At 70.1% G+C, this 12,729-nt stretch carries 11 protein-coding genes and 1 pseudogene; 4 read left to right on the top strand and 8 right to left on the bottom strand.

The window, feature by feature from the left end:
- Positions 1–1,166, top strand: a 1,166-nt coding sequence (locus ABTX62_RS37240; protein WP_352120329.1) for a hypothetical protein, incomplete at its 5' end; no start/stop codon positions are given.
- Between the two features lie 302 nt (positions 1,167–1,468).
- On the opposite strand, the gene ABTX62_RS37235 is transcribed toward ABTX62_RS37240, so the two are convergent.
- A complete protein-coding gene (locus ABTX62_RS37235) occupies positions 1,469–1,696 on the bottom strand; it encodes a hypothetical protein (RefSeq protein WP_352120328.1) in 228 nt (75 codons plus the stop codon).
- Positions 1,697–1,774: 78 nt separating this feature from the next.
- On the opposite strand from ABTX62_RS37235, the gene pdxR reads away from it, so the two are divergent.
- Positions 1,775–3,184, top strand: coding sequence for a MocR-like pyridoxine biosynthesis transcription factor PdxR (gene pdxR / locus ABTX62_RS37230; RefSeq protein WP_352120327.1), 1,410 nt, complete (start codon positions 1,775–1,777; stop codon positions 3,182–3,184).
- Between the two features lie 34 nt (positions 3,185–3,218).
- Here the strand turns inward: pdxR and ABTX62_RS37225 are convergent, their stop codons facing one another.
- The 7 genes and pseudogenes from ABTX62_RS37225 to ABTX62_RS37195 form a co-directional block, all read right to left on the bottom strand.
- Positions 3,219–4,211, bottom strand: a complete 993-nt coding sequence (locus tag ABTX62_RS37225; protein ID WP_352120326.1) for an aldo/keto reductase — start codon at positions 4,209–4,211, stop codon at positions 3,219–3,221.
- On the bottom strand, positions 4,208–5,164 hold the full coding sequence (locus ABTX62_RS37220) for a hypothetical protein (RefSeq protein WP_352120325.1): 957 nt from the start codon (positions 5,162–5,164) through the stop codon (positions 4,208–4,210). The genes ABTX62_RS37225 and ABTX62_RS37220 overlap by 4 nt, the downstream gene beginning before the upstream one ends.
- Positions 5,161–6,330, bottom strand: a complete 1,170-nt coding sequence (locus ABTX62_RS37215; protein ID WP_352120324.1) for an endonuclease/exonuclease/phosphatase family protein — start codon at positions 6,328–6,330, stop codon at positions 5,161–5,163. Before ABTX62_RS37215 ends, ABTX62_RS37220 begins: the two co-directional genes overlap by 4 nt.
- An 11-nt stretch (positions 6,331–6,341) precedes the next feature.
- The gene (locus tag ABTX62_RS37210) at positions 6,342–7,373 is read right to left on the bottom strand and encodes a glycosyltransferase family 2 protein (RefSeq protein WP_352120330.1); all 1,032 of its coding nucleotides are present in this window, start codon (positions 7,371–7,373) and stop codon (positions 6,342–6,344) included.
- A gap of 55 nt (positions 7,374–7,428) precedes the next feature.
- Positions 7,429–8,382: a UbiA prenyltransferase family protein gene (locus ABTX62_RS37205; protein ID WP_352120323.1), complete on the bottom strand. Its 954-nt coding sequence runs from the start codon at positions 8,380–8,382 to the stop codon at positions 7,429–7,431.
- An 89-nt stretch (positions 8,383–8,471) separates the two neighbouring features.
- Positions 8,472–9,512 (bottom strand): NAD-dependent epimerase/dehydratase family protein, encoded by a 1,041-nt coding sequence (locus tag ABTX62_RS37200; RefSeq protein WP_352120322.1) that lies wholly within the window; start codon positions 9,510–9,512, stop codon positions 8,472–8,474.
- A pseudogene (locus ABTX62_RS37195) lies at positions 9,506–10,928 on the bottom strand (aspartate aminotransferase family protein). Before ABTX62_RS37195 ends, ABTX62_RS37200 begins: the two are co-directional and overlap by 7 nt.
- A 439-nt stretch (positions 10,929–11,367) precedes the next feature.
- On the opposite strand from ABTX62_RS37195, the gene ABTX62_RS37190 reads away from it, so the two are divergent.
- Both ABTX62_RS37190 and ABTX62_RS38120 read left to right on the top strand, forming a co-directional pair.
- Positions 11,368–12,570 (top strand): helix-turn-helix domain-containing protein, encoded by a 1,203-nt coding sequence (locus ABTX62_RS37190; protein ID WP_352120321.1) that lies wholly within the window; start codon positions 11,368–11,370, stop codon positions 12,568–12,570.
- A 90-nt stretch (positions 12,571–12,660) separates the two neighbouring features.
- Positions 12,661–12,729 (top strand): hypothetical protein (locus ABTX62_RS38120; protein WP_502998084.1); only part of this gene is annotated, 69 nt, incomplete at its 3' end.

The raw sequence follows: 12,729 nt of genomic DNA, 5'->3' as shown, positions 1-12,729 counted from the left end.
TCCTGTCCCGGATCGAGGCCGAGGCTCGCGAGCGCCGCCCGATTCTGGCTCTGCTCGATCAACTGCTCGGTACCAGCGGAGCCGACGCGGTTCGGGGATTGAGCAGCAACCTGCCAGGAGCGGGCTCCGGCCGGGCCGACGAGGAGACGTTCGCCTGTCCTGACGGGGCCTGCGGCCGGGTCGTCCACGCTGTGCCAGCGGGTCCGATACCGCGATGCGAGCTCACCAGTCTGCCGATGACTCCCGTTGACGACATGGGCAACTTTTTCGGTGAACTGGCCAAGAAGCTGGCCGAACGCTGGGTTGGCCTGCTCGCTCTACCCGGTCTCTTGTTCGTCTCCTGCGCCTGGATAGGCCTGCAACTCCGCTGGACACACGCCCTCGACCTGCGCCTGCTCGACGCGAAGGCCTCCGCGCTCGCCACCTCCCTGAGCAAGGCGTCCGGTCCCGCTCAGATCCTCGCAGTCGTCGCATTGCTGCTCGCCGCCGCAGGCGTCGGACTGATCGTGCAGGCACTCGCAGCACCGCTCCGCGCGTGGTGGCTCGGCCAGTGGCCGACGGGGTTGAGGTGGGCGGCGCGGCAGCGGACCCAAGCACGCACGCGCCGATGGACCAGGCTGGTCGAGCGCCGGCAGGAACTCCAGCAGCGCTACCCGCTGCCCGACCGAACTCCCGAGCAGCAGCACGACATCGGCACCATCGCGTACCGGATCAACCGGCTGTCCCTGGCGAAGCCCGCCCGACCCACGTGGATGGGTGATCGCGTCGCCGCCGTCGAGCAGATAAGCCTCGACAGGTACGGGATCGACCTCCGATTCGGCTGGCCACGCCTCTGGCAGGTGTTGCCGGAGCACGTCCGGGCCGAACTCGCCACGACCAACGGTCAGTTCGCCGCGGCCGTCGTCACCGGAGCGTGGGCGCTGCCCTACCTCGTACTCGGGACGCTGTGGTGGCCGGCTCTGTTGATCGCATTGGTCACAGGTCTCAGCGCATGCACACGAGCCCGGACCGCAATTGCCGAGCTCACCGACCTGAGCGAATCGGCGGTCGACCTACATGGCCGCGCCCTCGCCGTCGCGCTCGGCACCGCACCCGCCGACAGCACCGGCCCCCTTACCCTCGCCGAAGGCCAACAGATCACCCGCCAAGTGCGCAAAGGCAGGTGACGAGCAGCGCGACTCTGCCTCGGCCTTGATCTCTGCCATCAGCCGGTCTGGTGATCACCGGCATCCTGGAGCCCATACGCCCCCGGCGACTACACACGGTCACCGGCAGGCTGGGCCCCACGGAGAACTGGCGACAGATGAATACGCGAGCCCACCAGTACCGAGGCCGGACCGGTGTCCGGCCGCGTATGCCGTGGTGCTGCCCCGGTAGCGACGGGACCGGGAAGGCCTCTTCGGGAGGGAAGAGAGGAGGGGCCGCCGGAACACCGGCGGCCCTTCCTCGTGTCGTCGACGGCAGCGCTTCAGGCAGCAGGCCAGTCGATGACGACGGCTCGGCGGGCTCCCGCCGTCCGTGCGAAGTGGGTGCGCAGCCGACGCCAGGCGGTCTGCTTCTGCCGGGCGTCGTCCGGCACGACCGGTGCGTCCGGCAGGGCCGAAAGGGCACCGGCCCTGATCTGCCAGTCCTCGAACACGCCCCGGAACATCTGGTGTTGGTCCTGGATCGGCACCGAGCGTCTCACTGTGGCCACGACGGCCTCCTTCATGTACCCGCACTTGTCGATGTATCGAAGGTAGCGAGTAATGGCCCGCTGCTACTGTCCAATGGCATGCGGGAATCACAGACCAATCTGGCAGGCGATCTTCTGCTTCATCTGGGGCGGCCCGGTGACGGACCGCTGCACGAGCGGGTGAAGCGGGCGCTGCGGACGGCGATCAGGGACGGGCGGATCGAGGTCGGCACCGCTCTGCCGCCCAGTCGGCAGCTCGCCACCGACCTCGGCTGTTCGCGCTGGGCGGTCACCGAGGCATACAGCCAGCTCATCGCCGAGGGATATCTGGAGGCGCAGACCGGCTCAGCCACCCGGGTGCGCTGGACGAGCGCCCTGGACGCCGGCTCCGGGCGCCGCGCACCGCGCCAGGCTCCCGAGGCGCGCTTCGACCTCGGGCCGGGTCTGCCGGACCTGCGCGCGTTTCCACGCCGCCGGTGGGCCGAGGCAGTACGGGCACAGGTGACGACCACGGCGTTCGCGGAGTTCGGGTACCCGCCGCCCGGCGGCCACCTCCGGCTGAGGCGGACGCTCGTCGCGTACCTGGCCCGCTCCCGCGGCGTCGTGGCGGCCCCGGAGGATGTGATGGTGTGCACGAGCGTGACCGACGGAGTACGGCGTGTCTGCCATGCCCTGAGCACCGACGGCATCACCGCTGTCGGCTGCGAGGAACCTGGCTGGACACGGCTGCGGGAGGTGATCCGCGCCGCCGGTCTGGACCCGGTGCCCGTGCGCACGGACGGCGGGGGCCTGCGCGTCGACGAACTCGCCGCACACACCGGACTTCGGGCGGTGCTGACGAGCCCGGCGCACCAGTTCCCGCTGGGCAGCGTGCTCGCCCCCGAGCGGCGCGCCGCTCTGCTGCGGTGGGCTCGCCAGGTGGACGGAGTCGTACTGGAGGACGACTACGACGCGGAGTTCCGCTACGACCGTCGTCCGGTCGCGGCGCTGCAAGGAATGGACCCGTCTCGCGTGGTCCTGCTCAAGTCGCTCAGCAAGATACTGTCCCCGGCGCTCGGCATCGGGTGGCTCGTGGTACCGCCCCGCTGGACCCGGTACCTGCACCGGTCCGACCAGGCGGCGACCCAGCCCCCGACACTCGATCAGCTCGCCTTCGCCGAACTGCTGGAGTCGGGTGCGTACGACCGCCATCTGCGCGCCTGCCGGAAGCGGTACCGCAACCGCCGTGACGCGCTCGTCCAAGCCCTCGCCGACCAGCTGCCCGGTGCCCCGGTCTCCGGCATCGCGGCCGGCCTCCACCTCATCCTCCGCCTGCCGCCCACCATGGACACCGCGGCCGTGGTCACCGCGGCAGCCGCCCGGTCACTGCGCATCGCCGACCTCACCGCCTACCACGCCACCGAGGACCACGCCGATCACGGCCTGGTCCTCGGTTACGGCAACCTCGCGGACGGCGCGGTGCGCGAAGCGGTACGGCATCTGTGCGGGGCGATCGAGGAGTGTCGGTAGCACCGCCGGGGGTGCCGCCTCCCCGTTCGGGTGCTCAGCCTGGCGTCAGCAGTGCGTCGATCTCCCTCATCTGGTCCTGGGTGAGCGGGCCGTAATCCATCGCCGCCGCGTTCTCCTTGATCTGAGCCACCGTCTGGGCACCGGGGATCGGGATCAGCGAAGGCGAACGCGCCCACAGCCAGGCCAGAGCGCCCTGGGCGATGGTGCGCCCGCCGGAAGCCAGGATGTGGCGGACGGAGTCAAGGGCCCGGGCCAGTTCCGGGACGGGGTAGCCGTCCTGGAAGTAGTTGAGCCAGTCCGGGGAGCGGCGGCGGAAGTCCTGTTCGTCGGTGATGCGGGAACCCTCGGGGTGGGCGCCGGTCAGCAGGCCGGTGCCCAGCGGGCCCCGGGCCAGGCCGGGGATGTCGTTGCGCTCGCAGATGTCGACGAGGGCGGGCGAGTCGTGCACCACATTGATCTCGAACTCCAGTCCCCCAAATCCCGGTTGCCCCACCCAGGCGGCGGCGAGTTCCGGTTCGTCCGTGGACCAGCCGTAGGCGCGGATGCTTCCCTCCGTCACCAAGTCCTGCAGGGTTCCGAGGAGTTCCTCCGCCTCGGCCACGGGAAGCCCGGACAGGTGGAGCAGGTACAGGTCGAGGTAGTCGGTGCGCAGGCGGCGCAGGGAGGCCGTCAGGGCCTCGCGGACGTAGCTGGGGGTGGCGTTCTGGCCGGTGAGCCGACGGGCCTCCTCGTCGATGGTGTTGCCCCACTTGGAGACGATCGTGATCTGGTCGCGCTTGCCCGCGAGGGTGTCGCCGATGAGCCGCTCGGCCGTGCCGGTGCCGTAGGCGTCGGCCGTGTCGTAGAGCGTGATCCCACTGTCGAACGCGGCCCGGAACACCTCCGCGGCCTCGGCCCTGTCGAACCGGGCACCCCAGCCGAGGGGCTGGTCCCCCGCTGCCGAGGGCCCGCCGAGCGCCCAGGTGCCCAGGCCGAGGGCCGACACCTCCGTTCCGCCTGCGACCAGGGTCCGTCGCTGGTTGGTCATGTCACTCCTTCGTGCTCGCGGTGTCGCGGGACGGCGAACACCGGTGTCTTTTCGGTTGTGTGGAGGCGGGTCAGCAGCACTGCCCCACCCGCGCCGAGCAGCTCGGCCAGCGTGCAGCACACCCTGCTGGCCAGTGCCGCCGCCCCCGCCTCGGCCCACGGCAGCACGGCGGACAACGCACCCAGCAGGACCAGTTCGCGCGTGCCCGCCCCGTCGGGCACGACCAGCGTCAGCGCTCCCGCGACTGTGGCCAGGGCGAACGCCCCTACGCAGACGGACAGTGCGCGCCCGGCCGGTGCGCCGAGCAGGACGGCGATCAGCCACAGGTGCAGCCCGGAGACCGCCCAGCACAGCGTCTCCAGTGCGATCGCACGGCGTACGCCGCTGTCGGAGAACTCCCCGGCGGGCGGCTTGCGCTTCAGCAACCGGGCCGCCCCGGCAGTCAGGCGGAACAACAGACACGGGCGCCACAGCACCGCGAGGGCGAGCGGCACCACGGCCACGAGCCACAGGCCCCCGGCCCCCGGCCCCTGGACGCACAGCAGACCCATGACAGCGGCGGTGAGCAGCACCACCACGGTGTTGAGTAGATAGGCGCTCACCATCCGGCCCCCCGCGATGCCGGCCGCCCCGCCCAGGCGGACATAGGCGAGCACGCCCCAGACCGGGCCGGGGATGTACTTTCCGAGCAGGGCCAGGAAGTAGATGCGGACGCTTTGCCGGGCGGGCAGCGGTGAGCCGAGTGCGGTGAGCCCGGCCTGCCAGGACGCCCAGCCCGCCAGCTGGCCCACCATCTTGAACAGCAGCGCGCTGGCGAGCAGTGCCACGGCCCGGGGCCCGGTGAACATCGCCAGGACGTCACCGCCGTGCCCCCACAGCACGCTTCCCGTTCCGACGGCCGCGGCGGCGAGGAACCCCGCCGCCACGGCGGCCCTGGCCAGGCGCCGGATCATCGGGACGCCTTCACCGACACGACGGTCTCCTGGAGGCGGTGGTCGGAGACCTCCGGCAGCGCGGTGAGCGCGTGCCGGGCCACGTCCAGGCCCGCCGAGGTGAACGTCCAGTCGAGCCGCCAGAGCCTGAGCCGCCCCTGCTCGTTCCAGGAGGTGGGCCAGATCAAGCCGCCGTGGTCGGCCGCGTCGTCGAGGGCCGAGCGCAGCGGCCGCAGATCGCCCATCGCGGCGGTGGTGTTGAAGTCCCCGGCGACCAGGAGGGGGTTGTGGTTGGCTCGGATGTCGTCGAGCAGCCCCTTGTACTGGGCGCGGCGGGCCGCCTCACGGTCGTGGATCGTCCGGTAGAAGGCCGGGGACAGCAAGCTCTGCCGCATGTCCACCTGGACCGGGATGTGCACGTTGTAGAGGGATACGGCCTGGCCGCCCACCCGGATGTCGGTGCGCAGCACCTTTCCCGTCCGGTAGACCCGGTACCAGTCGGGGGACGCGGCGCGGGCCGTGGCCCCGTACGGGCCGATCGGCGGGCGGGCAACGATCGGGTAGCGGGAGAGGGTGACGAGCTCTCCCTGGACGACCACCTGGTAGCCGGGGAATTCCTCCCGGATGCGGGCCATGTCGTCGATCTGGCGCTCGTTGGCGTCGTCCTTGTCGCTCCAGACGTATTCCTGGAGCAGGTAGACGTCGGCGTTCCGCGCCTTGAGAGCCTGATAGAAGCGGTCCGGGGTGGTGCTCTTGCCCCAGGCCAGGGTGTTGAAGGAGACGACCTTCAGCGCGCCGGGCGGCGCCGCCCCGTCGCCCTGCCACAGCGCGGCCGGGTTCAGGCCGGACCATGGGTAGCCGAGGACCAGCGCGGTCAGGGCCACGGCTTTGACGATTCGTGCGGGCCGCCGTGGCACCCGGCGCCGGGCGAGCCTGGCGGCCGGTGTGCCGGCGAGGAGCAGCAGGGGTACCGCGACGAAGGCGATCGGGGGTTCCAGGTTGAGCACCATCATGGCCCACCAGCGGCCGCTGAGCAGGTACTGGAGGAGGACGAGGACCAGCCAGCCGGTGCCGGCCGCAAGCAGCAGCCGGGTGTAGCGGCACCAACGGGGCTTGGCGACGGAAGCGGGTTCCGGGCCCGCCCCACCGGTGGGCGAGGCGGACTGCCGGGTCAGTTCGATGGCCATGGCGGGGGACCTCAGCCCGCGGGCAGCACGGCTGCGGGCGTGCCGTCGCGGTCGTAGAGCGCCCGGAACCGTTCGGAGACGAGCCAGTGCAGGGCTCCCGTCACCACTCCGCAGGCGACCGCCAGATTGAAGACGAACTGGACGGCGACGAAGAACAGCAGGAAGCCGACGCCTCGCGCCTTGCGTACATAGCGGTACATGCCGAGGTCGCAGCCGAGGGAGAGGGCCAGCAGCGCGGCGGGCACCAGCCAGCCGGCGGGGCCCAGGAACAGGGGAAGCGGCAGTGCCGGTACGGCGAGCAGTGCGGCCAGGCTCCCCCAGGCCCGGGACGCGGTCTCGAAGCCCTTGGCGAACTTGCGCCGGCGGGCGTACAGCGGCACACGCAGCCGCCCGCGCGTGAAGATCTTGCGGGCCAGGGGCCACAGTTCGTGGTCGTCGTCGTGGGTGCCGCGGACGGCGGAGGTGAGGATGAGGTCGTAGCGCTGGGAAAGGCGCAGGCCGTAGTCCACCTCCTCGGTCTGCCGCAGGCGAGCGTCGAACGGCCCGACGTCGTCGTAAACCCGGCGCCACATCGCGCAGATGGAGGGGAAGAGGAAGGTGACGGTGCCCTCCGCCGTCTCCCGCCAGTAGTAGGCCTGGAGCGAGCGGCACTCCTCGACCAGGCTGTCCCGGATCAGCGGCACCGGCTCGTAGATGCCGCACACCGCCCCGGCGCTGGGTTCGGCGCGCAGCCGGGTCACGGCCTTGTGCACGGCGTCCGGGGCCAGGGCCACGTCCGAGTCGAGGAACAGCCGTACTTCGCCGGCCGCATGCCGGACACCGACATTGCGGGTGGCCGCCACGCCGCTGTTGGTGCCGGTGCTCAGGACCGTGACACCGGCCTCGCGGGCGATGCGGGCGGAGTCGTCGGTGGAACAGTCGTCCACGACGATGACTTCGAGCCGCGGGTAGGTCTGCCGGCTCACGGAGTCCAGGCACATGCCGATGGTGCGGCCGTAGTTGTAGTTGGGGATGATGACGGAGACGAGGGGGAGCTCGTCCATGTCGCCTGTGTCACTCATGGCTTGAGGTTCCTTCAGGACGTGCGGGGACGAGAGGTCAGTGCAGGGCCGCGAGGCATACGGCGGTCAGGGCGCCCCAGAGCACGCCGCTGCCGACCAGGAGAGGGTCACCGGAGAGGGTGCGGACGGGGTCGGCGCCGCCGTGTCCGACGACCAGTAGTTGCAGGTAGCGGAAGACGGCGAAGAAGGCGCAGGGGGCGGTGAGCAGGACCAGCGTGGCCGTACCGTGGTGCAGAGCCATGTCCGTGCGGATGCAGAGCAGATAGCCGACGGTGGCCAGTGTGGCGCTGATGACGGTCAGGTGGTCCAGGTAGGCGACGGTGTAGCCGCGCAGCGCGGGCCGGTGGGCGGCGTTGCCGCGGGCCAGTTCGTGCCGCCGCTTGCCGAACACCATGAGCAGGCAGACCGCGAGGACGCTCAACAGCAGCCAGCCGGAGGCCGGTTGGCCGGTCGCCGTGTAGCCCTGGAGCGTGCGCAGGACGAACCCGAGGGCCACGCAGAAGGCGTCGACGAGCGGGATGTGCTTGAGCCGGAGGCTGTAGGCGAGGTTCAGTCCCAGGTAGACGAGCACGGGCCAGCAGTGGGCCGGGGAGGCGAGCGCGACGCCGGCGACGAAGAGAGCGCACACCGTCGCCAGGAAGACAAGGGCCGTTCCGACCCGCAGCCGGCCGGAGGCCAGCGGGCGGTGGCGCTTGACGGGGTGCAGGCCGTCGCGGTGCCGGTCGAGGACGTCGTTGAGGACGTAGACGGCCACCGAGGCCAGGACGAACAGCCCGGTCGACCAGGCGATGGCGGCCAGTGTGCCGACGTCCCAGACGGGGATGGTGAGCAGCGCGAGCCCCACGACCAGGGGGTTCTTGGGCCACTGGTAAGGGCGGGAGAGGGCCAGCAGATGGGGGAGGGGGTTGCGGCAGGGGGCCGGGAGCGGGGCGGTGGGGAGTGAGGGTGCGCTGTGGGGTACGCGCACGGGCGTGGTTTCGACGGCGGACATGGTGGTCTCCTCGGACGAAAGGCGAGGGAGAGCGGGGAGGAAAGAAGAGAGAGGAGCGGGGAAGGCAGAGGGGGGGGGAGCGGTACGGCTCAGAAGAGGACTTTGGCAAGGCCGAGCGCGCCCTGGCGCCACGGATCCCGGCTCGTCCGGCCGGACTTGGCGGCCCGCGTTGCGCGGGGCTGTTCGCGCCACCAACGGTAGGTGGCGAGGATGGCGTCCCGGTTGGAATGGCGGGGCACGAAGCCCAGTACGTCGCGGATGTGGTCGGTGCTGACGTAGGAGTCCGCGCGCAGTTTGTGCAGCAGCCGGTCGTATACCGGGGACAGGTTGGCCTTCTCCAGGAGCTTCAGCGCGGCGAGAGCGGGGTCGGCCGGGACGGAGACGATGCGTTTGCCGTGTCCGGCCTCGTCGAGGACGGCTTGGAAGTCCTCCCGCAGGGTGCCGAATTCGGCGGCGGCGACGTTGAAGGTGTCGTTCGCCTCTGCGGCGGGAGCGGTGGCGGCCAGCACGACGGCGTCGACCAGGTCGTCGATGGCGAGCATCTGGATGCGTACGTCGCCGCGGCCGAGCACCGGGAAGTTGCGCCCTTCCTCGGCCCATTCGAAGAGCATCGAGAACAGTCCCATGCGACCAGGCCCCACGAAGGTCTTGGGCCGCAGTACCGGGAGCAGCATGCCCCGTTCACGGAAGCGCAGTGCCAGGGCCTCGGCCTCGGCCTTGGCGCGGCTGTAGGGGTCGACGGGGGCGTAGGGGTACGTCTCGGGGGTGGGGACGACGTCCGGGAGGCCGTAGACGGCGGTGGAGGAGATGTAGACGGTGCGGGGGACCTCCAGGCGGCGGGCCGCGCTCAGGAGGGTGCGGGTGCCGCCCACGACGATGGAGCGGATCTCCTCGGCCGGATAGCTCGGCAGAGCCGCCGCGCAGTGCACGACCAGGTCGGCGCCCCGCGTGGCACGCTCCACCGCCTCGGCGTCGCGGATGTCGGCGGTGATCTCCCGTACTCCCGAGGGCGGTTGGCCGCGGGTGATGTCCAGACCGGTCACGGACCAGCCGTCGGCGGCGAAGCGCGCGACGAGGTTGCGGCCCAGCATGCCGCTGCTGCCCGTGATCAGGACGCTGCGGCTCACCATCGGGCCAGCACCCGGTCGCGGACGAACTTGGTGAGCAGGCCCGGCAGTCCCTTGGCGAGGGTCGCGTCCAGGCTCTGCAGGAAGTAGTCCACCTCGGCCGGTTCCATGACCAGGGAGGGGGCCACCACCAGCGGGTTGTCGCCGTTGGGGCTGAGGTAGGTGAGGATGTTGTGCTCGCGGTAGAGTTCGGCGATCACCGCGCTGGTGATCAGCTTGGTGCGGAACTTCGGGTCGGACGACAGTCCGGAGGGGGCCAGCTTGCCCGCGAGGTCGAGCAGTTTGGCCCCGCCGTCGAGGAAGACGCCGTGGATGGCGCCGACGCCGGCGGTGTGCCGCACAGTGTCGGGATGCTTGCGCTGAATCTCCTGGAGTCCGTGCGTGAGCATCTCCTCGATCTTGCGGGCCCGGTCGGGGAGGTCCTCCTCCACGATGATGTTGACGGCCTCGATCGCGGTGGCGGTCTCCTCGCCGAAGCCGTAGTACGTCGTGGAGTGCAGGATCACCTCACTGAGCCGGTCGTACGCCTTGCGGAAGACTGGTTCGCGGGTGGTGTAGCCAGAGATGGACGCCTTGCCGCCGCCGAACGACTTGGAGTAGGTGAGGATGTCAGGTATGAGGCCGTCGTAGCGCATGAAGTAGAACAGGCTGCCCGACTTCCCCCACCCGGTGTAGATCTCGTCGAAGATGAGGATGATGTCCTCCCGGGTGCACAGTTCCCGCAGTTCCCGCAGAGCGCTCTCGGTCCAGCTGTTCATGGTGGAGGCGCTGAACGGCTCCACCATGATCGCGTAGACGTCGCAGTCCCCGTCGGCGGTGCGATGCTGCGCGACCAGGTCGCGTACGGCGTCGATGTCGCCGTACGGATACGTGACGTTGGGGATGCCGGGGAAGCGGAAGCTGTTCTCAAGAGAGCCGGTGAGGCTGCCCGTGGCGAGGAGCTTTCCGTGGAAGCTCATGTCCGAGCGCAGGATCGTCTGCCGTCTGCCCTCGTGGTACTTGTACGCCAGCTTGATGGCGCCCTCGTTCGCCTCCGCGCCCGAGTTGGGGAAGTACGAGATGTCGAGGTCACCGGGCAGGAGACGGCCGACGTTGTGGCTGAGCGCCGCGACGTAGGGCGACAGGAACGCCTTGTGGACCTCCATCCGGATGGCGTTCGGCGAAGCGCCTGCGCGCCTCGAGGATGCGCGGGTGGTTGTGCCCGTGGTTCAGCACCCCGACGGCTCCGGTGAAGTCGAGGATCTTCCCGCCGTCCCGGGTGTACAGCCAGACCCCCTCGGCCTTCTCGATCATCTGCTTGCCGAAGCCGAACGTGGTGGTGAGGGAGACGTGGCTGCGGCTCACGTACTCCCGGTACAGGGCCTGCACCTGCTTGGCGCTGAGCTGTTCGCACTGCTCGATTCCGATGAGCTCGGGCATGGATCGATTCCCTTCATGCTGCTGATTCACGCTGCTGATTCACGCTGTGGGGTGACGTGGGGTCAGGAGGCGTCCTGGCGGGGCCAGTCGATCTGCGCGGTGGTGCCGAGGTGCTGGACGCTGTGGAGCTCTTCCATTGCTGACGACCGCCTGAAGGTGCGCTGGGACGTGGGGAATGCGCTTTCTGTGTCGCGTTGCCAGAGGAACGTAACAGTGGTTGCCACGGCTTGGCAATAGATTGCCAAGCCGTGGCAACGTGCTCGAACTGGTGCGTTGACAGGAGGTGCAGGGTCCATCACGGATGCGTCTCTCCGTCTTTGCCATCCGTTTTCCCTGCCGTGAGGCAGTACCTGCTTACGCGCGCATGGCAAGCATTTGCCAAGCTTTGCCCAAAGAGCTAGCGTGGAGGTCCGATCCCTCGAACGGCTGGTGGAATGACATGGTGGAGCAGCCTGCCTTCGGGCGCCGCCTCAAAGAACTGCGCACGGAGCGGGGGCTGTCACAGGCCGCCCTGGCCGGCGACGACATGTCGACCGGATATCTCTCCCGGCTGGAGTCAGGAGCGCGGCAGCCGACGGCACGCGTGATCGCCTACCTCGCCGAGCGGCTCCAAGTCGACCCGTGCGAGTTCGACGTACCGAGCGTCGGCTCGGTCGCCGAGGCACTCGCCCTGGCCACGTCGGCCGACGGCGACGAGGCGCTGCAGAAGCTGGCCGCCGCTCTCGAACTGTCGCCCGCGGTCGATCCGACGCTCCGCTGGCAGGCCCTCTGGCTGCTCGCCGACGCCCACGCCCGACGCGGCGCGCGCCAGGAGGAGTCCGTTCTCCTGGAGGAACTGGTGCACACCTCGGAGGAGTTGATGCTCCCCGAGCTGCAGTGCCGGGCCCGCACCCAGCTCGCTCGATGTCTGCGCACGCTCGGTGACATCCCCAGGGCCCTCAAGGCCGGGCAGGAGGCATGCCGTCTGGCCTACGACCACAAACTGCCGGTCCAGGACACGGGCGCGGCCCTGCTGACGCTGGTGTCGGTGGAGGCGGAAGCCGGTCGGCTCTCCGACGCGCGGGCCCACGCGGACGACCTGGTGGAGCTGGTGGCGGAGCGCAACGGCACGCTGCGCACCGAAGCGCTGTGGGCCGCCGCCACCGTAACCTTCCGGCAGGGCGACTCGGCCACCGCGCGCGATCTGCTGGAACAGGCCCTGGCGGAGCTCGACAGCCGTCTCGACTTGGTGCTGTGGATGCGGCTGCGCCTGGCCGCGGCCTCCTTGTACTTGCAGGCCTCGCCCCGACAGCTCGACGAGTGCCGCCAGCGCCTGGACGAGGCCGAGCCCGCCCTCTCCCTCGTCGGCACCCCGGTGCACCAGCAGGAGATGCTGACACTGCGGGTACATCTCGCCTTCGAGGAGGGCAGGTACGCCGACGCACGGGCGGCGCACGACGAACTCGTCCTCGACGAGCTGCGGCTCACCTACCGGGACCGGATCAGGCTCGACGTGCTGCACAACCGGCTGCTGATCCTGGAGGGCCAGGCGCAACAGGGCATCCAGCAACTGCGCGAGCTTGCCGAACGAGCCCAGCAGACGTCGAACATCGACCTGGCCGCCGAGATCTGGCGCACCCTGGCGGAAACGCCCAAGGACTGATGCCGCTGATGCCCTGAGCGGCTCAAGCAGTACGCCCAGCAGGCTCTCGCCGACCGCGTGCGGGTCCTCGGCGAGGACCACCCCGACACCCTGACCTCCCGCAACAACCTGGCCACGGCATACCAGTCGGCGGGTGATCTGGGCCGGGCCATCCCCTTG

Source organism: Streptomyces sp. NPDC096046, assembly GCF_040303285.1.
In the GTDB taxonomy this organism is placed as follows: Bacteria; Actinomycetota; Actinomycetes; order Streptomycetales; family Streptomycetaceae; genus Streptomyces.
Note: the sequence above shows the minus strand (reverse complement) of the source record. Positions and strands in the feature narration are given on the sequence as shown.

Excerpts from the sequence above, each read along its gene's own strand:
- pdxR (WP_352120327.1), top strand. The coding sequence starts at position 1,775 with ATGCGGGAATCACAGACCAATCTGGCAGGCGATCTTCTGCTTCATCTG.
- ABTX62_RS37225 (WP_352120326.1), bottom strand. The coding sequence starts at position 4,211 with ATGACCAACCAGCGACGGACCCTGGTCGCAGGCGGAACGGAGGTGTCG.
- ABTX62_RS37220 (WP_352120325.1), bottom strand. The coding sequence starts at position 5,164 with ATGATCCGGCGCCTGGCCAGGGCCGCCGTGGCGGCGGGGTTCCTCGCC.
- ABTX62_RS37215 (WP_352120324.1), bottom strand. The coding sequence starts at position 6,330 with ATGGCCATCGAACTGACCCGGCAGTCCGCCTCGCCCACCGGTGGGGCG.
- ABTX62_RS37210 (WP_352120330.1), bottom strand. The coding sequence starts at position 7,373 with ATGGACGAGCTCCCCCTCGTCTCCGTCATCATCCCCAACTACAACTAC.
- ABTX62_RS37205 (WP_352120323.1), bottom strand. The coding sequence starts at position 8,382 with ATGTCCGCCGTCGAAACCACGCCCGTGCGCGTACCCCACAGCGCACCC.
- ABTX62_RS37200 (WP_352120322.1), bottom strand. The coding sequence starts at position 9,512 with ATGGTGAGCCGCAGCGTCCTGATCACGGGCAGCAGCGGCATGCTGGGC.
- ABTX62_RS37190 (WP_352120321.1), top strand. The coding sequence starts at position 11,368 with ATGGTGGAGCAGCCTGCCTTCGGGCGCCGCCTCAAAGAACTGCGCACG.